The following is a 16,652-nucleotide window of genomic DNA, read 5'->3' on the forward strand; positions in this document are numbered from 1 at the left end:
GTAGTTCTTGACCGTGGACGGGTCGCGCGGGAGGGGGGCCCGCGTTCACCGGTGCGGGCCCCGTAGCGCGGTGGCCAGGGCGCCTTCGAGGGTCGTGGCGGGCTGCAGGAGTGTGTGGAGGTCTGTGGCCTGAAGGATGCGGCGTTGCCAGGGGCAGGTGCAAATCACGCCCATGTGTCCGCCTTGCCCGAGGGTTTGGCGGTGGGCGCGGCAGATGGGGGCCAGGGCGGAGGCGTCGAGGAAGGTGGCGGGCCGCAGGTCCACGATCACCCGGGCGCCGGCCGGCTGTGTCACGGCGTCCACCCGTGCCCGCATCCCGGGGATCGCGGCGATGTCGATGTCGCCGCAGAACTCCACCACGGTGAATCCGTGGACCAACCGGGTGCGCGCGGCCCCGTAGGGGGCCTGCGTCCCACGAAGCGGTGGAACCCGGGAGGGCGCGGGTAGCAGGTCTTCAAGCATGACGGCCCCGGTGCGACAGGACCCTGCCGGCGGCAGGGGCGGATAATGATCGGACAGTCACCGGGGTCTAGGGAGACGCCTCACACCGTAGGTAGCACACCGGGCAAGGAATCGTCACTTCGCTCGGTGTTCACCCGCAGGGGTGAACACCGAGCGGATAGCGCCCCGGAGACGGGTTCGTGCGGGGCCTGTTGGCCCGTACGGGGGCCGTTCGGCCCCTGGGGTGCGGTGCCGGTGGCGGGTGAGGGTGGGGGAGGAAGTTTCCCCTGCGGGCGGGCAGTGACCGACATGGCTCCCCGGTGATGTTGGCTCAGCCCCGCACGGGAGACGCCCCCGCGCCGCTGTCGCGGCTAGAGGGCGGGCGTCCGTTGGTGGGCGGGAGCACACAGCGGCCGCTCTCTCTCCCCCCCCCATTACCGTCTTCGTAGCCCCGCAACGGGGTTACCGGCCTTCGGAGTTGGCATGACTACCTCCCCTTGTCGAGTGCATGGCCCGGGGGGTGGTGTCACCAGCTCCGAAGGCACTGACAGACCGCTGATTAGGGGCATGACCACCGGCCTTTCCGCAGGTCGGGAGGCTCTTCGTAATGTGGATGTGGCGATCAGTGCCGTGGCAGGCCGGGTGAACAGCACCGAAGGAACCACGACGTGATCGATACCAGCGACATCGACGTCTACCTCGGACTGGACGTCGGCAAGGGCGAACACCACGCCACCGCACTCACCCCGGCCGGGAAGAAGACCTTCGACAAGCGGCTGCCCAACAGCGAACCCAAACTCCGCGAGGTCTTCGCCAGGCTGCAGGCCAAACACGGCACCGTCCTCGTCATCGTCGACCAGGTGGCCTCGATCGGGGCCCTGCCGCTGGCAGTCGCCCGGGACCTGGGCTGCCACGTCGCCTACCTGCCCGGCCTGACCATGCGGCGGATCGCCGACCTCTACCCCGGCGAGGCCAAGACCGACGCGAAAGACGCGTTCATCATCGCCGACGCGGCCCGGGCGATGCCGCACACGCTTCGCTCGGTCGACCTCGACGACGAGACGATCGCCGAGCTCCAGATGATCGTCGGCTTCGACGACGACCTCGCCGCGGAAGCGACCCGTCTGTCGAACCGGCTGCGGGGCCTGTTCACCCAGATCCACCCGCACCTGGAACGGGTCCTGGGCCCACGCATGCAGCACCCGGCCGTCCTCAGAATGCTGGACCAGTTCGGCTCGCCGGCACAGATCCGCAAGGCCGGACGCCGACGACTAGTCACTCTGATCCGCCCCAAAGCACCCCGCATGGCCGAACGTCTGATCAACGACGTCTTCACCGCGCTCGACGAACAGACCGTCGTCGTTCCGGGCACAGACGCGGCCGCACTGATCGTCCCCAGCCTCGCCTCCTCGCTCCAGGCAGTGCTCGACCAGCGCAAACTGCTGGCTCACCGGATCGAGGAACTGCTGGAGGCCCACCCTCTTTCCAAGGTCCTGATGTCCATGCCCGGCATCGGCATCAGGACTGGCGCCCGCATCCTCATCGACGTCGGCGACGGCACCTCGTTTCCGTCCGCCGCCCACCTCGCCGCCTATGCCGGCCTCGCCCCGGCGACCCGAAGTTCCGGGTCGTCCATCCGCGGCGAACAGCCTTCGCGGAGAGGAAACAAGCAGCTCAAACGGGCCTTCTTCCTCTCGGCGTTCGCCGCGCTGGCCGACCCCGCCTCCCGCACCTACTACGACAAGAAGATCGCCCAGGGAAAGCACCACACCCAGGCCATCCTCTGCCTCGCCCGACGCCGAGCCGACGTGCTCTTCGCGATGCTCCGCGACGGCACCTTCTACCAACCACCAACCCCGACAACCCCTTGACCAAAGTCATAGGGGCACCCCCCCCACACCACCACACACCACCATGCGACGCCACCCGGGCAGGGCTCGGGTCTCGGCGCCGGGCCGCGCCCCGGGCAATAGCGCTTCATGGATCGATCTGCACACTGTTCGCGGGCCCCGCGCGCGCTCGCGTCTGCGGGGGCAACGGTCCCAGCGCGATTGCGGCGGAAGACCACACGGCGTGGGTCGCAGGGCCAGTATCGCGCATATCACCGGCCCAGGCACCGGTTTCACCCGATGCCACCCCCGCCGGAGCGGCCCGGTGTGACGGTAATTGAACAGACAGTCGGCCGCTGGGCCTGTTCCTTCCCGGCCCCTCACTTGGGCCAGCGCAACGGCCGCTTCCCACCTCCGTTCACCCAGGAGCGCCACCGTGTCCCTGCCCCGCCGTCGTACGCCACCCCTTCTGCGCACCCTCAACGTCCTGACCGGCCCACCTCGGCCCCTCGCGTACTTCGACCGGCCGTCCTCCCCGGCCGCCGGAACCCGGCGGTTCCTACCGCCGTCGTGCGGCCCGCCGTGTCCCCCGTCAGCCGGCGACGGACCGGCGCGCGTGTTCCGGCTCGGCGGTGGCTGCGAGGCCACCACCGGCGCCTGATGGCCGGGACGTGGCAGATCCGCTGGCTCCTGCCCGCCAAGCCCGCCACGGTGGGCTGCGTCCGGCGTCGGGCGGCGGCCCAGCTCACCGCCTGGGGCCTGGCCATCGAGCCCTGGGCCCACCAGGTCCTGGCGCTGGTGATCAGCGAACTGGTCACCAATGCGGTCCAGCACGGCGGCGGCCTCACCATCACCGTTGGCCTGGGCGTCCATCGCCACCAGATGACCGTCGAGGTCTGGGACGACGACGCCACCACCCGCGCCCGCACCGCCACCGACGCACAAGACCGAGGCCTCGGACTGGACCTGGTCACCGCCCTGGCCTCCGACTGGGGAACCCGCCCCACCTTCAACGGCAAGAGCGTCTGGGCGACCCTGCCCCTGCCGGAGAACCTCCGGCAGGATCCCCCTCCCCGACGCCGGCCAGGGGAGGCACCCCGGGAAGATCCCGCCTCTCATCACGCCCGCCACAAGTTCCGCCCAGCGACCCGGCGCGACCCCACGGCGTACTACCTGGAAGACAAAGCAGCCTGACCATGGCGATGCGGCCGGCGAACTACGTCCGCTCCACACGGGATTCACCCAGAGCACGCCCGAACTGTCCCTGAGCTGCTGATTCTCGTGCGTCACAGGTGAATCGCCTCGACCAGATGCCGGGCACACTCGTGAGCCGCCTCCAGCCGCTCCCGCAAGACTCGGGCAGAGGCGGATGGCCGGGCACTCTCCGCGCGCGCGGCCGACGGCCGCGGTGGGAGCCGGGCCGTCAGCGGCCAGGCTCGTTGGTCATCGCCGCTGAGCAGGCCGTCGACCGGCTGGTTGGCCGCAGCCAAATGATCGGTTCTCCCGTTAATGCTTGTGTCTGGTGCCGCCATGACAGCTTGCCCTGTTGGTGCGCCGGCGGGAGAGTTCTGTTTGTGAGGCAGCGCGAGGAGATGTTGCGATGGCGGCTCGGTATGGCGGAACGGTTGAGGCTGCTCAGGACTGCGCTCGGTGGCTGGCTGAGGAGAGCCGTCAACTCACGGAGGAGAACCATCGGCTCACGGAGGAGAACCGTCAGCTCAGGCTGTCGCGTTCCCGGACGGTCGAGCGCCTGAAGGCTGCCCGGCTGCGGCTTTCGACCGGGCCGGAGTGACTGACCCGGGCCGTTGGTTGTGTTTCATGGAGCCGTCCCGCAGCGCGTTTTCGCCAGGAGTCGTCAAAGCGTGCTCCGCCGGGCGGAACAGGAGGAGACTGGCAGTGAGTCAGGCTGTCCGAAGAGGGCCATGCCGTGGACGACACGACGCCTGACAAGGTGCAATGCCGGGTGCCGCCGGGGAGATTGCGGAAGCGATCCGCAGCAGGGCAGGCACCGGTGAGCCGACGGGTGGTTGGTGTCGGTGTTCCGGGGGACCGAGCTAATGAGATGACCGGCGGCCGCCGCCGGGTGCGGGCGAGCACCAGCGGCGGCCGCGGCTGCGAGGACGGCGATGGATCCGGTGCCGCCGCCTCGCCTCGAACGTCCTCACCACCCGTCCCGGGGTGAGCGGGAGTTCATCCCGGGCTCGAACAGGGTCTGGCGAGGACGAAGGGCTGGAGCCGCGTAGTCGGCGATGCGGCTCCAGCCGCTCACAGCGGTCGAATGGGCAGTGCGGCCCGGGGGCTGGGGGCCAAAAGTTGGGGCCGGTAACCGGTGTCCGACTGGAGCCGGGCGACGCGGGAGGACCCTGCGTAAAAGCATAGACCGGGCCGTGCAAGAGCGGCAGCACATCATTCAGTTCAGTCGGTGTCGGCCGCCAGCGGGCGGCCCCTCTCGCGGGTGAACCCTCAGAACGCAATGACGTACCTGCATCGCAGACTACGACGCTGCAACGTCAACCTGACTCTTTTTGCGGCCAGTTGAGCGCGTAATTTTGTGTTTTCGGCTGATGACTGTGCGCCCGTCGGACTGACTGCGATGGGACACTCCAGGCCGCCCCGGAGGGAGACGACGTTGCCCGGGACGCTTCAGCGGACAACGGCCTTGGTACTGGTGGGGTCGCGTGTTCAACTGTCGCCAGTTGATCAATCTGGCTCCGGAATTACTACTGCCCGTGACGCTCCTGGCGGGGATCTGGGTGTGAGCCTCCAAACATCGACGGGACGTAGTCCCGCTTTGTAATGGCGATGACCGGGCGTGTTGGCGTCCGTATCCTCAGTGGGTGAGTCTGATCGAGGTGGTCCCTGGGAAGGTCGAGCTCGTCGTTCGGGGGGTGGGGTCGCAAGCGCCCTCTATCCGGTTGTTCGACTGGTCGCGGACAGATGAGTTCGAGGTCGTATTCGCCGTGGAGGCTGTCGATGACGGCCTGCGCGCACGGATCGGGGCCGTGACCGTGTCTGCCTGGGACGGTGCGGGATACCTGACCGAGTTTCTCGACGGTCTTGCGCGCGACTTCCGTGGTTGGGAGGGCGAGCGGTCCTGGGTCAACAACGAGCTGGTCGTGGCAGCAACGTTCGGTTCGGGCGGTCACGTGTATCTGAGCTGGACCCTGCGAGCTGACGTCTTCTCCAGCGGCTGGGAGTGCACTGTGACGACGGTGATTGGCGCTGGCGAAGAGTTGACGACTGTCGCTGCTGACGTGCAGGAATTCTTCCGCCAGGGATAGCCGTCCCAGTGGCCTCGAAGCAAGCACTCATGCGCGCTCAGGCTCTCGGAACTGGAGGGCCCACAACTTAGCTGGCTCCGCGAGGAACCCAGCCTGCCGGTGACCGTGTGTGGTCTCCAGCGGCGTATCGGCTCCACGTTCCGCCGATCTCGTTGAGCAGGCGGGTGGTGGTAGCCGAGAGCGTCCGCGACGACGGGGGCGGGCATCTCAAGGAGTTGTTGTCGGATGGCGGCGCCGCGGGCGGCTGCGGCCGGGACGCCGACTTTGTTGAGGAGTGCGGACAGGTGGTCGGGGCGGGACGGCTGGCCTGCGCGGCGGCCGGGGAAGAGCCATTGAGATGCCGGGTTGGTGGCGGTGCCCACGTTGTCGCGGTTCGCGATGTGCTCCAGCAGCAGCGAAGCCACCGGTGCGGGGACGGGCGAGGCCGGTTCCCCGAGCCGCAGAACTACGGCGTCGCCGTCGCGGATCACGTCGTCGACGGTGAGCCGGACGATCCGAGTCAAGGGCTGCGCGTAGAGAAGCACGATGATCCCGGCGACACGAAGGTGCGTCGGTATCTCGGAATCTGCCAGCAGCCGGCCGAGGGCGTCCAGGCGCTCGTCCTCGCTCAGCGCGGCTCGTCGGGTGGCCTTCATCGCGGGGATAGAGAGGGAGCGTCGGCAATGGCGGCTCTGCATGGCCCAGTTGAGGAAGGCCCTCAAACAGGTGCGGCCGTACTCACTGTTCTCGGCCCACCAGGCGTCGATGTCGATCTGGGAGCAGGAGGCGAGGGTGGTGTTGCGCTCGCCGAGCCACTGGAGGAAGGCGGTCGCGTGTTTGACCTGGTCGGCGGCGAAGCGGCGGATGCTCGGTGTGATGTGGCTCTGTTCGGCTCGTGCCAGCAGCCGGGGCAGGACGCGCCAGGTTGCGAAGAGTCGGATCGTTTTGACGTGCTCGGGGTCCTCGATGTCGGTCAGATGGCCAAGGAGCCAGCGCTGGAAGGAGCAGATGTACTTGTCGACCGGGGGCAGGACTCCGCTGGCCATGAGGAGTTCTTCCAGGTGGGCCGCTGACCGCCAGGGTTGGAGTTCGTGGAAGGCGTCGTGGGTCAGCGGGATCTGGCCGAGGCCGAGTTGCCGCAGCCTCTGCGAGGGGTTCCCCGGCTGATCGTGGCGCAGGGCCAGCCAGGCCACTCCGCTGCTGGGCTTGTCCATCGCCACCAGTAGATCGAACAGGGGCGTCAACTCGGGACGGACCCGGCTGGTGCCATCGTCAAGGAGAGCGGTGAGCCGGTCCGAGAGCGTGCAGCGTTCGCAGAGCCGCCCGCCCAGGAGTTTCCCCTCGAAGCCGCAGCGTGAGCAGTCGAAGGTCTGGGAGAAGCCGGCGCAGGTCGTGCAGATCGGGGCGCCGTCGACGGGGCGGAGGCCGGGAAGGGCACGGTCCTCGTCGCATTCTGGGCAGGTGCCCCGTATGCGGGCCGCGCGGTCCGAGCAGTTCCGGCAGACGTATCCGTCGGGCCAGGTGCCTGCCTTGTGCTTGCGCCGACCGCAGCGGCAGCACTCGGCCATGTACCAGCGTTCGTACTGCTCGTCGGTGGCGTAGGTCCGGCTCATGAGTCGGGCAGGATGCGGGCCGCGCGAGGCCGTAGCTTCGCGACGTTCGAGGACAGAGCCGGGAGGTCGCCGGTGGCGGTCTTGCGGACCCCTGCGTTCTCGGCGGTGGTGGCCACCAAGTCGGCCGGGGTGCAGGAGAGGATGTCGCAGAGCGCGGCCATGACCTGCAACGACAGCCGTTCCGGGATGCCGGAGACCAGACGGTGAACCTCGGAGGCGGACAGGTCGATCCCGCGCTCGCGAAGCAGCGGAACGAGTTCGGTGGCGGTGAAGATCTGGTGCTTGGCCATCAGCTCGCGCAGCCGCCAGGTGTAGCCGACTTTGCGCTTCATGCGTTCCTCCCACTCCGGGCCTGAAGGGCGGCGGCGATGGTGTCGTCCAGGTGCCGGCGCAGGGTGCGGAAGTCCGAGGACACGCAGGTGTAGATGGAGGTGGTGCTGGCGTGCTCGTGACCGACCTGTTCCTGGACGAAGCGGGGGTCCCAGCCGTCTTCGATCAGGTGGGTGACGTAGGACCTTCGCAGCGAGTGGAAGTCCAGTCCGTCGTCCAGGCCGAGGGCCTCGCGGTATGCCTTGAAGCGGGAGTTGATCCGCTGGCAGCCGATCCGCAGGTCCCGTTCGGACGGCCAGGCAGCCGGATTGCCGTCGGTCCCGAACTGGGGCCGGACCTCGGTGAACCACTCGTCCAGGACGTCAGGGGTCCAGTCGAACACGGTCAGTACTCCGCGGCGCTTGGGCGGCGAGCCCTTCTTGGCCTTGCCGAACCGCACCTGGCACCGGCCGTACTCGCCGAACTCGACCCCGTGCGGGTTCCGGCCGAAGTCGGCGGTGTCGAGCATCCGGGTCTCGTTGCGGCGGGTTCCGTAGGCGTAGGCGGTCTTGAACGCCGTCCACATCCTGAGTCCGGGCGGCTTGTGGCCGTCTGCCGCGCCGGGTTGAGGACTATGCTGCTGTACGGACGTCCCAGACCCCGGCGACTTGTCGTTTCATGACACAGATAGCTGCCGGGAGCGGACTCTTGGTCCGTCACCCGGCGCATCCCTGGAGGGAACTGGGTGCGTCCACTGTCCTGTCGCACAGGCTGCCGGCCGGCCGCTGCTCCGCCTCCGCCGAACGTACGCCCCTGCCGGCAGCGCGCCAAGGGACCGGGAACCCCGGCACCCCCGCGTCCGCCGCCGGACGGTCTTTTGATCCGAGGCGTCATGCCCTTCCCACGGCTCACCATCTACCGTCACGACCGACGCAACCGGGCACTGATCACCCTGGCCGGTGAGATCGACCTCGAAACGGCGCCTCTGCTACGCGCGGCACTGGCGCGCTGCCTGAGCGACGGCATCCGCATCGTCGATGTCGACCTCACCCCCGTGACCTTCTGCGACTGCAGCGGCCTCAACGCCTTCCTCTACGCCACCCAGAAGACCACCGAGGCCGGCGGCATCCTGCATCTGCACCACCCGCCACCGACACTGGGGCGGATCCTCGACGTCACCGGCTCCGGGTCCCTGCTCCTCGGGCCCCCGCTCGGGCAGCTGTCACCTCTCCCCGGGGATGTCCCGGCCCCGGCCGTCCGACCCCCGCCGCCCTGGAGTACTCCGCTGGTGGCTGCCGGCTCGGGCGATGCGCGATGACGGCCCAGCCGGAGCAGAAGCAGCAACGCAAGCCCCGCGCAGGCGAGTTGACCACGATGGAGGCGGTCCGGCTGCGCCGAGTGAACCGCTGGCTGGCGCAGGACCTGAGCGGGGAGCTGGCGGACCTGTACGTCGACTCCCGCGAGAGGTCCGCCGCTGCGGCGCACCGCAGCCGCAGCCGCCTGGACTTCCTGAACCGTCTCACCGGCGACATCCGCAGGCCGGGGTTCGCCATGGCGATCGCGGAGACGGACCGCCTGGTCGGATGCGCCTTCGGGTTCCCGGTGCGCAGTGACGGCTTCTGGTGGCTCGGGTTCGACGGAGCACTGCCGCACAGCATTGAGCAACTCACCGCGTCCGGCGGCGTCTTCGCCGTCACCGACACCCTGATCCGCCCGCACCCGCAGGACCAAGGTGTGGGCCGCCGGTTGCAGGAGCGGCTGCTGAGCGACCACCAGGCGACACTCGGCGCCACCCTCGTGGAGCAGGTCGATCACCCGGCTCTCGCCTCGCTCCGCTCCTGGGGATGGCTGGACATAGGAGAGATCTGGCGGCCCACGAGCGCCACGCTGCTCCGAGTGCTGGTCCTTCCCGTTGGGGAACGAACCACGGCGCGGCTGAAGGGCCTTGCGCACGAGGCATGGACCCGGTGGCCCGGGTGAGGTCCGACAGCCGTTCGGCCCGCATCCAGGTGCTGGTCGCCCAGCAGGCCGCCCGGCGCGGCGGCCGGGTCGACGTGATGGACGTGTGCACCGCGGCCGTGGCCGCACTGCCGGTCGGCGGAGCCGGCATATCAGCGATGTCCAAGACCGCCGCAAGCCACCCGCTGTGCAGCACCGACACCATCAGCGAACAACTCGAAGAACTCCAGCTCACCCTCGGCGAGGGACCCTGCGTGGACGCCTTCACCCACGGCTCCGCCGTCCTCACACCCGACCTGCGCACCGGTCAACTCCAGGACCACTGGGCCGTGTTCGCCGACGCGGCCCTTGAAACCGGAGCACGCGCGGTCTTCGCACTCCCTCTGCAGATGGGGGCGATCAGCCCGGGCGTCCTCGACCTGTACGCCGACGTCCCCACCGTGCTGGGCACTGAAGAACTGGCCGACGCGATGGCGTTCGCCGATCTCGCGACACTGCTCCTGCTCGACGCCCGTATCGAGGAGACAGGCGCGCCCGACGGCGTGCTGATGGAGCGGGGCTTCGAGGACCTGGGCGGCTACCGGGCGGAGATCGACCAGGCCACCGGCATCCTCACCGTCCAGCTCGGTGTCGGCATCGACGAAGCCTTCGTCCGGCTCCGTGCCTACTCCTACGCGCAGGGGCGCCGGCTCGCCGACGTGGCCGCCGACGTGGTCGCCCACCGGCTCCGCTTCTCCCCGGACGCGGAGCCCACACGGACCGACGAGGAAACCTGATGCACCGGTGTCATCCGACAACCGTGCTGTACTTCCCGCGCCCTGCCGGCGGGACTAGTCTCAATCGAGGGTGCCCGCGATGAATCAGCAGCTTCTGGCCAAGACCTTCGTCGAGCTGGCCGACAACCTGGTCGCCGACTTCGACCTCATTGATTTCCTGCGCCTGCTCACCGACCGCTGCGTAAGCATGCTCGGCGCGAGCGCCGCCGGGGTACTGCTCGCCGACCGCGACGGCGAACTCCGGGTCATGGCCGCCTCCGACGAGCAGGTACGCCTGCTCGAACTCTTCCAGCTCCAGAGCGACGAAGGACCCTGCCTGGAAGCCTTCCGCACCGGCGCACAGGTGATCGTCCCCGACCTGACCCAGGAGATCGACCGCTGGCCGCGCTTCGCCAACGCCGCCCACCGCAGCGGATTCGGAGCGGTCCAAGCCCTGCCGATGCGCCTGCGGGAGGAGACCGTCGGCGCCCTCAACCTCTTCCACACCGAACCCGGCCCCTTCGACCCGGTCGACGCACCCATCGCCCAAGCTCTCGCCGACGTCGCCACCATCAGCCTGCTCCAACAACGCTCCAGCGCCCGCAGCACCGTCCTCAACGAACAGCTGCAGACCGCGCTGAACAGCCGGGTACTGATCGAGCAGGCCAAGGGGAAACTCGCCGAGCGCCAGGGCATCGACATGGAACAGGCGTTCACCGCTCTGCGCGGCTACGCCCGCGCCCACAGCCGCCGGCTGTCCGACGTGGCCCGCGCCTTCATCGACGACTCCGAGTCGCTCCCCGGACTGGTGGCCTGACGCTGTCGGCGGAGCGGCGACCGGACGCGGACGCCCCAGCAGGGAGAACCCACTGACTCCGTTGCCGTGAGCACACGAGCACCGCCCTCCGGCGGACTTGAGGACAGGGAGCAGGGAAGGCACTCATCGGCTTTGGGACGGGGCCGAAGTAGGTGACACAGCCAGGCCGGAAGCCGTCGTGCTGGTCCTGGTGGCCGATACCGACGGCCAGCGCCTCATCGGCGAGATCACCCGCAAGACAGCGGCGGCGGATGCAGGCCGGGCGGCCCCGGTGGGGTCAGTGGGCCGGACGCTGGAGGTGCAGTGCCGATCTCACGGCGAGGTAGAGCACGTCGGCGATGAGGAGCAGTACGCCGGCGGAGAGCAGGTACAGCATGCTTTCGGCGGTCGCGCCGACGATGGCCAGCACGATCGCGGCGATCAGCAGGAGGTAGAAGAGGGTCATGGCGTGATGCCTCGGTTCGCGGGTGCGCGTGCTGGAGGCGCGGCGGGATGGGATGTGACGGCCGCGTGCTGTAAGGGTCTTCGGTGTCGGGGCCGTGCGAGAACGGGTTGGTTCCCAGCTGGGCAGGGTCGGCTACCAGTAGTGCCGCCGTCCGCCGACTTTGTGTCCGACGGATCCCAGGATCCACAGGATGATGCCGATGGCGACCAGGATGATCCCGATGGTCCACAGGATGGCGAAGCCGGCCACGTAGCCGATGACCAGCAGGATGACTCCGAGGACGATCATGCTGTCCTCCGATCTTGCGGAGTGATGCAAGGCCCCCCTGATCCCAGGGTGGGGCACGGTGGTCAGGCACTGAGCAGGCGGTCGAAGAAGGACCGGTACTGGCGCAGCGCCAGGCGCAGGTCCTCGGTGGCGACCTCCTCGCCGCGGTGCCACTGGCCTTCGAGTCCCTGTTTGTGGTCGGCGAATGTCGTGGCGAGCAGTTGCATGACCTCGGCGACGAGACCGTCTGCGGCAAGGACCGACTTGCGTGGGTCATCGACGAATCCCTGCTGAATCTCCTGCCACCTGGCACGGAGACCCTCACTCTCCCGGGGACCGAGAAGCGGGGCAGCCTCGGGCTCCACCGTGGACGTGTCGCGTTCGCCGACTACGGCGTCCGGCTCACCTCCGCCCTCGTCCGTGATTCTGCTCCTGGGTGCTGCCCGGCCGGCATGGGGGGCTGCCGTCAGGTCATCGTCCGGGGATCGCTGTGGCGCATCGGGCGGGGGGTGGGCGATGTCCTCGGTGGACAGACTCTCTGCGACCGGATCGGCATGCTCGTCGTTCCCGAATGGTCCTTCTCGCTGCATGTCCCTTCACCTCCATGGGTGGTGGCAGCCAGCTCCCGGCTGCCGTGCGCTCATCGGCGTCCGGTACCCGAGGAAGGGGTGCCGTCGTGCAGCAGTTCCTCGAACAGAGCCCGGTAGTGGACCATCGCGCTCCGCAGTTCTTCCGTCGAGGTGTCCCTGCCGTCAGCGCGCCCGTTGATCTCATGGGCGACGCGGTAGTGCTCCAGCGTCCGGGAGTGTTCGACCGAGAGGTCCCGCTTCTGCTGCTCGTAACTCTCGGTCGGGTAGCCGCGCTCGCTCATGAGCGTCGTCACGAGCCGGTCCGCCTCGCCCACAGCCTGGTCGGGACTGTCGACGAAGTGCTCCTGCACGCTGGTCCAGTCCCGGGCGTACCGGTCCCGGACCGTTGAGGGCAGTGGCCTGATCTCCAGCTCCTCATGCCGCTCCTCCCTCGCGCTCAGGTCGCGATCAGCCGCTCCACGGCTGCGCTTCGCCTCTACCGTGCGCTCGTATTCGGGCCCGAAACGGTCCCGCAGGTGCCGACGTCGGATCATGGTCCGCAGGAGCAGCGCGACCACGGCCAGGACGACCACGGCAGCCACGATGATGACGATTGTCGACATCGCATCCTCCACTCATCGACAGCGCACGCCGACAGCCAACAGTCGCATCGGGGAGGAACGAGGACAACCATCCACAGATGCCGTCCCATGGCGTGCTACATTCCAGGATTTCACACATTGCCCCAAAATGTGCTACGAGGCGAGTGATGGATTGAAGGCCGCCTCTCGCAACACGTCGGGGGCTCACCGCTCACGGCCCCGACCAACGAGCCGGCTCTCCGGCCGCATGCACAGGACATGCGCCTCGCCCCAGACGTCGGCGAGGCTCCGCCACCGCAGGTCCACCTCCGTGGTCACCAGCCCGAGGCGCTGGCGGGCCGCGGCGGGCAGCGTCTGGCGCAGCCTACTGCGTGGACTCGGGCGGGGGCTTGCGCCTGCCGAAAAACTCATCCGTCCTGGTGGGGGCTGGTGTATGGGTGGTGTCGAGCGCGGGCGCTTGGGCGGGTGCTCTGGGCACCTGGTGAGTGCCCCGGCAGGATGATCTGTCGTGCTGCTTCGACTTGCCTATCTGGGTGTGGCGAACGTGTTCGCCCTGCTGCGGCTGCTGCCGGTGAGCAACAAGGACAAGGACGCGGAGATCCTCGCGCTGCGTCATCAGATCACGGTGCTGGAACGCCAACTCGGCCGGGATCGGGTGCGGTTCGCCCCGAGTGACCGAGTGTTCCTTGCCGCGCTGCTGCACCGGCTCCCGCGCGGCGCGCTGCGCCGGGCACGGCTGCTGGTGCGCCCGGACACTGTGCTGCGCTGGCACCGTGACCTGGTCGCGCGCCGCCAGGCCCGTTCCCGGCCCAAGCGTGCGGGTCGGCCGCGTACGGTGCGCTCGATCCGCGTTCTCGTGCTGCGTCTGGCGCGGGAGAATCCCGGCTGGGGCTACCGGCGCATCCACGGCGAGCTGCTGGTTCTGGGCGTGCAGGTGGCCGCCTCCACGGTGTGGGAGATCCTGAAGGAGGCGGGGATCGACCCGGTACCCGAGCGGGGTTCCAGCACCTGGACGGACTTTCTGCGCTCCCAGGCTGATGCCCTGCTGGCGTGTGACTTCTTCGAAGCGGTCACCCTGTCCGGGGTACGGCTGTACGTGTTCGCGGTGATCGGGCATGCCGGCCGGCGCATCCGCGTCCTGGGCGCGACGGGGCACCCGACCGCCTCCTGGGTGGCGCAGGCCGCCAGGAACCTCGTCATGGATCTCGAGGATGCCGGCTGCCGGGCCCGGTTCATGATCCGCGACCGCGACGGGAAGTATCCCTCCCTGTTCGACACCGTCCTTGAGGATGCGGGGATCGAGGTCGTACTCAGCGGGATCCGGATGCCGCGGATGAACGCGCTCATGGAACGGTGGGTGCAGACCTGCCGACGCGAACTGCTGGACCGCACCCTGGTCTGGAACCAGCGACACCTGCTCCACGCCCTGCGCGAGTTCGAACAGCACTACAACTCCCACCGGCCCCACCAAGGCATCGCAGACGCCCGCCCGCTGCACCCCCTGCCTCCGCCGATCACCGACCCGGACGCTATCGCCCACCTCGACATACGACGACGCGACCGCCTCGGCGGCACCCTCCACGAGTATCAGCATGCGGCCTGACCTGCACGGACGAGATTCTCGGCAGGGACACTGCTATGACGCGGTCATGCACGCGTGCAACGCGGACATCAAGTCGTCGGGGTTGACCGGCTTTGTCAAATAGTTGGAAAAGCCCAACTCGATGGCCTTCTCCCGGTCGCCCGGCATTGCCTTCGCGGTGAGCGCGATGATCGGCAGCCCGGTGAACTGGGGCATGTTGCGGATCGCCGTCGTGGTCGCGTACCCGTCCATGTCGGGCATCATGATGTCGAGCAAGACAGCCATCGTGCCGTCGTGGTTCTCTAGTAGGACTCCGTTAGGTTGCTCTGGCTCTTGGGTTTGGGCTGGTGATGGCTGTTCTGGGCAGAGGACGGTGGCAGGTGGTGCAGGTGCCGGTCCAGCAGTTCAGCAGGTCCTGGATGGCGTCGAGGATCTGGTAGAGGGTGAGGCCGGTGTGTCGGCTTTTGGGGCCAGGCGCTGTTCGGTGAGGAAGGCGTGGGCGGCGGTGACCAGGGTGACGTGGTGATGCCACCCCGCCCAGGAACGGCCCTCGAAGTGGTCCAGGCCGAGGCCGTGCTTGAGTTCCCGGTAGTCGTGCTCGATGCGCCAGCGAATCTTCGCCAGGCGGACCAGCTCGGGCGGCGAGGTGTCGGCGGGCAGGCTGGACAGCCAGTAGTCGGTGGGTTGTTGGGCGTCCTTGGGCCACTCGACCAGCAGCGTCACCTCGGGCAGGACGCCGTCCCAGTGGCCCTGTTCGGCGATGGCGGCGGCCTGGGCCAGACGGCGGGCCCTGACGCCGGCTGGCCGCACCCGCAGTGCCAGAAAGTGCGAGCGCATCGGCCCGCGGGAGCCTTCACGCCAGGTGACCTCGGCGAACGCCTGTCGTCCGTGGCCGGCCGCCAGTGCGGCCACCGAGGACGGCTTGTCGCGGTAGCGGGGCTGTGGCCTGCGGCCGGTTCCAGACCATACCGGGGCGGTGGGCTGCGCGTCGTGCGGGTGGACGGTCACGTCGGAGCGGACCGCCACGACATATCCGATGCCCCGCTCACTCAGGCCGTCCCGGAAGTCGGCGTTCTGCCCGTAGCCGGCGTCGGCCACCACCACAGGCGGCACCAGTCCCCACCCGGCCAACTCGTCGATGCGGTCCAGAGCCAGACGCCACTTCTCCCGGTGCCCGACCTCTTCCGGAATCCCGGTCTTCTCCCGGCGTTCGGGATCGCGCGCCCACTCCTGGGGCACGAACAACCGCCACTGCAGCGGGCAGGACGCGGTGTCGGAGACCGCGTGCACACTCACCGCGACCTGGCAGTTGGCCTGCTTGCCCAGCGCCCCGCAGTACTGCGGGGCGACCGCCACCGACATCTTCCCGTCCTTGGGAAACGACACGTCATCGACCGCCCAGGCGTCCGGGCCGATCTGCGGCACCATCCGCTCCGCGATTCGCCGCCGCACCAACACCGGATCCCACGTCGACTGGTTCACGAACTGCTGCAGGTTCTGCTCATTGCCGTCCGGCAGCCGCTCCGCCATGGCCTGGATGGACTTGCGCCGACCCTCGAGCATCAGTCCCCGCAAATAGCAGTCGCTCTTCGCCCGCTGGTCCTTGCGTGGCACCGACGCGAACACATCAGCCACGAACAACGCCAACTTCGCCCGGGCACGGTTCACTTCATGTGCGTCCATACCCCCAACATGCCCTCAAACAGGACCGCGAGGAAGATGTAACGGAGTCCTACTAGCTCTTGACATCAATGTGAGATTCAAGGACGAGGGTGGGACCGCGCCTGTTTCAGCTGATGTAATTCGGCATCGGACGTCCACGGCGCCAGCGGTTGCGGTTTGCGGTTTGCGGTTTGCGGTTTGCGGTTTGCGGTTTGCGGTTTGCGGACCTGATCGACCGGCTCAGGAATCGAACACCTGATGCCGCTGATGCCACGCCTGCGCAGGTAGGCGTGATTCGCGCCTGAAGAGCGGACATCGGCACGCAGGGCTGCGATACCAGGGCCTCCCGGCGTTCGGTGATCCGACGCTGTGCACCGAAGGGCGGTGGGCCCGCCTGCACGGGCACAAAGGTGCCGACAAGCCAATTTCCCGGACAGCGGGCCCGGGGTGCCGCGCATTAACGGATTCGTCCGCGCCTCAACTGGGAAGTGGATTCCCTGAATGTCATGAGCACGACTGTCATGAGTACGAACTCCCTTCCC

The 16,652-nt window shown here is 68.4% G+C and carries 16 protein-coding genes and 1 pseudogene; 8 read left to right on the forward strand and 9 right to left on the reverse strand.

The features are described 5' to 3' along the window. Window positions 1-45 precede the first annotated feature (45 nt). Complete coding sequence (locus tag ACIBLC_RS33555; protein WP_399215142.1) at window positions 46-462, reverse strand: STAS domain-containing protein; 417 nt, start codon at window positions 460-462, stop codon at window positions 46-48. A gap of 647 nt (window positions 463-1,109) precedes the next feature. On the opposite strand from ACIBLC_RS33555, the gene ACIBLC_RS33560 reads away from it, so the two are divergent. The 3 genes from ACIBLC_RS33560 to ACIBLC_RS33570 all read left to right on the forward strand — a co-directional run bounded on the left by ACIBLC_RS33560 (window position 1,110) and on the right by ACIBLC_RS33570 (window position 5,551). Further along, window positions 1,110-2,312 carry an IS110 family transposase gene (locus ACIBLC_RS33560; RefSeq protein ID WP_399215143.1) on the forward strand — a complete coding sequence of 401 codons (1,203 nt, stop codon included), beginning with the start codon at window positions 1,110-1,112 and terminating at the stop codon, window positions 2,310-2,312. Window positions 2,313-2,930: 618 nt separating this feature from the next. Beyond that, window positions 2,931-3,464 (forward strand): ATP-binding protein, encoded by a 534-nt coding sequence (locus ACIBLC_RS33565; protein ID WP_399215144.1) that lies wholly within the window; start codon window positions 2,931-2,933, stop codon window positions 3,462-3,464. Window positions 3,465-5,158: 1,694 nt separating this feature from the next. Then, window positions 5,159-5,551 (forward strand): DUF6228 family protein, encoded by a 393-nt coding sequence (locus ACIBLC_RS33570; protein ID WP_399215223.1) that lies wholly within the window; start codon window positions 5,159-5,161, stop codon window positions 5,549-5,551. Between the two features lie 1,588 nt (window positions 5,552-7,139). On the opposite strand, the gene ACIBLC_RS33575 is transcribed toward ACIBLC_RS33570, so the two are convergent. Both ACIBLC_RS33575 and ACIBLC_RS33580 read right to left on the reverse strand, forming a co-directional pair. Further along, complete coding sequence (locus ACIBLC_RS33575) at window positions 7,140-7,475, reverse strand: helix-turn-helix domain-containing protein (RefSeq protein WP_399215145.1); 336 nt, start codon at window positions 7,473-7,475, stop codon at window positions 7,140-7,142. Then, window positions 7,472-8,038, reverse strand: coding sequence for a tyrosine-type recombinase/integrase (locus ACIBLC_RS33580; RefSeq protein ID WP_399215146.1), 567 nt, complete (start codon window positions 8,036-8,038; stop codon window positions 7,472-7,474). Before ACIBLC_RS33580 ends, ACIBLC_RS33575 begins: the two co-directional genes overlap by 4 nt. Before the next feature lie 306 nt (window positions 8,039-8,344). Between ACIBLC_RS33580 and ACIBLC_RS33585 the strand changes: the two genes are divergently transcribed. The 4 genes from ACIBLC_RS33585 (at window position 8,345) to ACIBLC_RS33600 (ending at window position 10,983) form a co-directional block, all read left to right on the forward strand. After that, window positions 8,345-8,770, forward strand: a complete 426-nt coding sequence (locus tag ACIBLC_RS33585) for an STAS domain-containing protein (RefSeq protein ID WP_399215147.1) — start codon at window positions 8,345-8,347, stop codon at window positions 8,768-8,770. Further along, complete coding sequence (locus ACIBLC_RS33590) at window positions 8,767-9,432, forward strand: hypothetical protein (RefSeq protein ID WP_399215148.1); 666 nt, start codon at window positions 8,767-8,769, stop codon at window positions 9,430-9,432. The genes ACIBLC_RS33585 and ACIBLC_RS33590 overlap by 4 nt, the downstream gene beginning before the upstream one ends. Continuing rightward, window positions 9,411-10,187, forward strand: a complete 777-nt coding sequence (locus ACIBLC_RS33595) for an ANTAR domain-containing protein (protein ID WP_399215150.1) — start codon at window positions 9,411-9,413, stop codon at window positions 10,185-10,187. The genes ACIBLC_RS33590 and ACIBLC_RS33595 overlap by 22 nt, the downstream gene beginning before the upstream one ends. Window positions 10,188-10,266: 79 nt before the next feature. Continuing rightward, window positions 10,267-10,983 (forward strand): GAF domain-containing protein, encoded by a 717-nt coding sequence (locus tag ACIBLC_RS33600; RefSeq protein WP_399215151.1) that lies wholly within the window; start codon window positions 10,267-10,269, stop codon window positions 10,981-10,983. A 277-nt stretch (window positions 10,984-11,260) separates the two neighbouring features. Here the strand turns inward: ACIBLC_RS33600 and ACIBLC_RS33605 are convergent, their stop codons facing one another. The 4 genes from ACIBLC_RS33605 to ACIBLC_RS33620 form a co-directional block, all read right to left on the reverse strand. Further along, window positions 11,261-11,428 (reverse strand): hypothetical protein, encoded by a 168-nt coding sequence (locus ACIBLC_RS33605; protein WP_399215152.1) that lies wholly within the window; start codon window positions 11,426-11,428, stop codon window positions 11,261-11,263. Between the two features lie 132 nt (window positions 11,429-11,560). Further along, window positions 11,561-11,716, reverse strand: coding sequence for a DUF6131 family protein (locus ACIBLC_RS33610; protein ID WP_399215154.1), 156 nt, complete (start codon window positions 11,714-11,716; stop codon window positions 11,561-11,563). A 62-nt stretch (window positions 11,717-11,778) separates the two neighbouring features. Next, the gene (locus tag ACIBLC_RS33615) at window positions 11,779-12,285 is read right to left on the reverse strand and encodes a hypothetical protein (RefSeq protein WP_399215155.1); all 507 of its coding nucleotides are present in this window, start codon (window positions 12,283-12,285) and stop codon (window positions 11,779-11,781) included. Between the two features lie 50 nt (window positions 12,286-12,335). After that, on the reverse strand, window positions 12,336-12,887 hold the full coding sequence (locus tag ACIBLC_RS33620; protein WP_399215156.1) for a hypothetical protein: 552 nt from the start codon (window positions 12,885-12,887) through the stop codon (window positions 12,336-12,338). A gap of 487 nt (window positions 12,888-13,374) precedes the next feature. Here ACIBLC_RS33620 and ACIBLC_RS33625 point away from each other — a divergent pair, with 487 nt between their 5' ends. Then, window positions 13,375-14,469, forward strand: a complete 1,095-nt coding sequence (locus ACIBLC_RS33625) for an integrase core domain-containing protein (protein ID WP_399215157.1) — start codon at window positions 13,375-13,377, stop codon at window positions 14,467-14,469. Window positions 14,470-14,502: 33 nt separating this feature from the next. Here the strand turns inward: ACIBLC_RS33625 and ACIBLC_RS33630 are convergent. Together ACIBLC_RS33630 and ACIBLC_RS33635 are read right to left on the reverse strand one after the other, a co-directional pair. Then, a pseudogene (locus ACIBLC_RS33630) lies at window positions 14,503-14,757 on the reverse strand (response regulator); the annotation flags it as partial. A 96-nt stretch (window positions 14,758-14,853) separates the two neighbouring features. Further along, a complete protein-coding gene (locus ACIBLC_RS33635; protein ID WP_399215158.1) occupies window positions 14,854-16,131 on the reverse strand; it encodes an IS701 family transposase in 1,278 nt (425 codons plus the stop codon). Between the last annotated feature and the right edge of the window lie 521 nt (window positions 16,132-16,652).

The organism is Streptomyces sp. NPDC050535, from assembly GCF_044457665.1.
Classification (GTDB): Bacteria; Actinomycetota; Actinomycetes; order Streptomycetales; family Streptomycetaceae; genus Streptomyces.

Coding starts and splice junctions, on each gene's coding strand:
- ACIBLC_RS33615 (WP_399215155.1), bottom strand. CDS start 12,285: ATGCAGCGAGAAGGACCATTCGGGAACGACGAGCATGCCGATCCGGTC.
- ACIBLC_RS33610 (WP_399215154.1), bottom strand. CDS start 11,716: ATGATCGTCCTCGGAGTCATCCTGCTGGTCATCGGCTACGTGGCCGGC.
- ACIBLC_RS33575 (WP_399215145.1), bottom strand. CDS start 7,475: ATGAAGCGCAAAGTCGGCTACACCTGGCGGCTGCGCGAGCTGATGGCC.
- ACIBLC_RS33555 (WP_399215142.1), bottom strand. CDS start 462: ATGCTTGAAGACCTGCTACCCGCGCCCTCCCGGGTTCCACCGCTTCGT.
- ACIBLC_RS33580 (WP_399215146.1), bottom strand. CDS start 8,038: ATGTGGACGGCGTTCAAGACCGCCTACGCCTACGGAACCCGCCGCAAC.
- ACIBLC_RS33595 (WP_399215150.1), top strand. CDS start 9,411: ATGGACCCGGTGGCCCGGGTGAGGTCCGACAGCCGTTCGGCCCGCATC.
- ACIBLC_RS33585 (WP_399215147.1), top strand. CDS start 8,345: ATGCCCTTCCCACGGCTCACCATCTACCGTCACGACCGACGCAACCGG.
- ACIBLC_RS33600 (WP_399215151.1), top strand. CDS start 10,267: ATGAATCAGCAGCTTCTGGCCAAGACCTTCGTCGAGCTGGCCGACAAC.
- ACIBLC_RS33605 (WP_399215152.1), bottom strand. CDS start 11,428: ATGACCCTCTTCTACCTCCTGCTGATCGCCGCGATCGTGCTGGCCATC.
- ACIBLC_RS33635 (WP_399215158.1), bottom strand. CDS start 16,131: ATGGACGCACATGAAGTGAACCGTGCCCGGGCGAAGTTGGCGTTGTTC.
- ACIBLC_RS33565 (WP_399215144.1), top strand. CDS start 2,931: ATGGCCGGGACGTGGCAGATCCGCTGGCTCCTGCCCGCCAAGCCCGCC.
- ACIBLC_RS33590 (WP_399215148.1), top strand. CDS start 8,767: ATGACGGCCCAGCCGGAGCAGAAGCAGCAACGCAAGCCCCGCGCAGGC.
- ACIBLC_RS33620 (WP_399215156.1), bottom strand. CDS start 12,887: ATGTCGACAATCGTCATCATCGTGGCTGCCGTGGTCGTCCTGGCCGTG.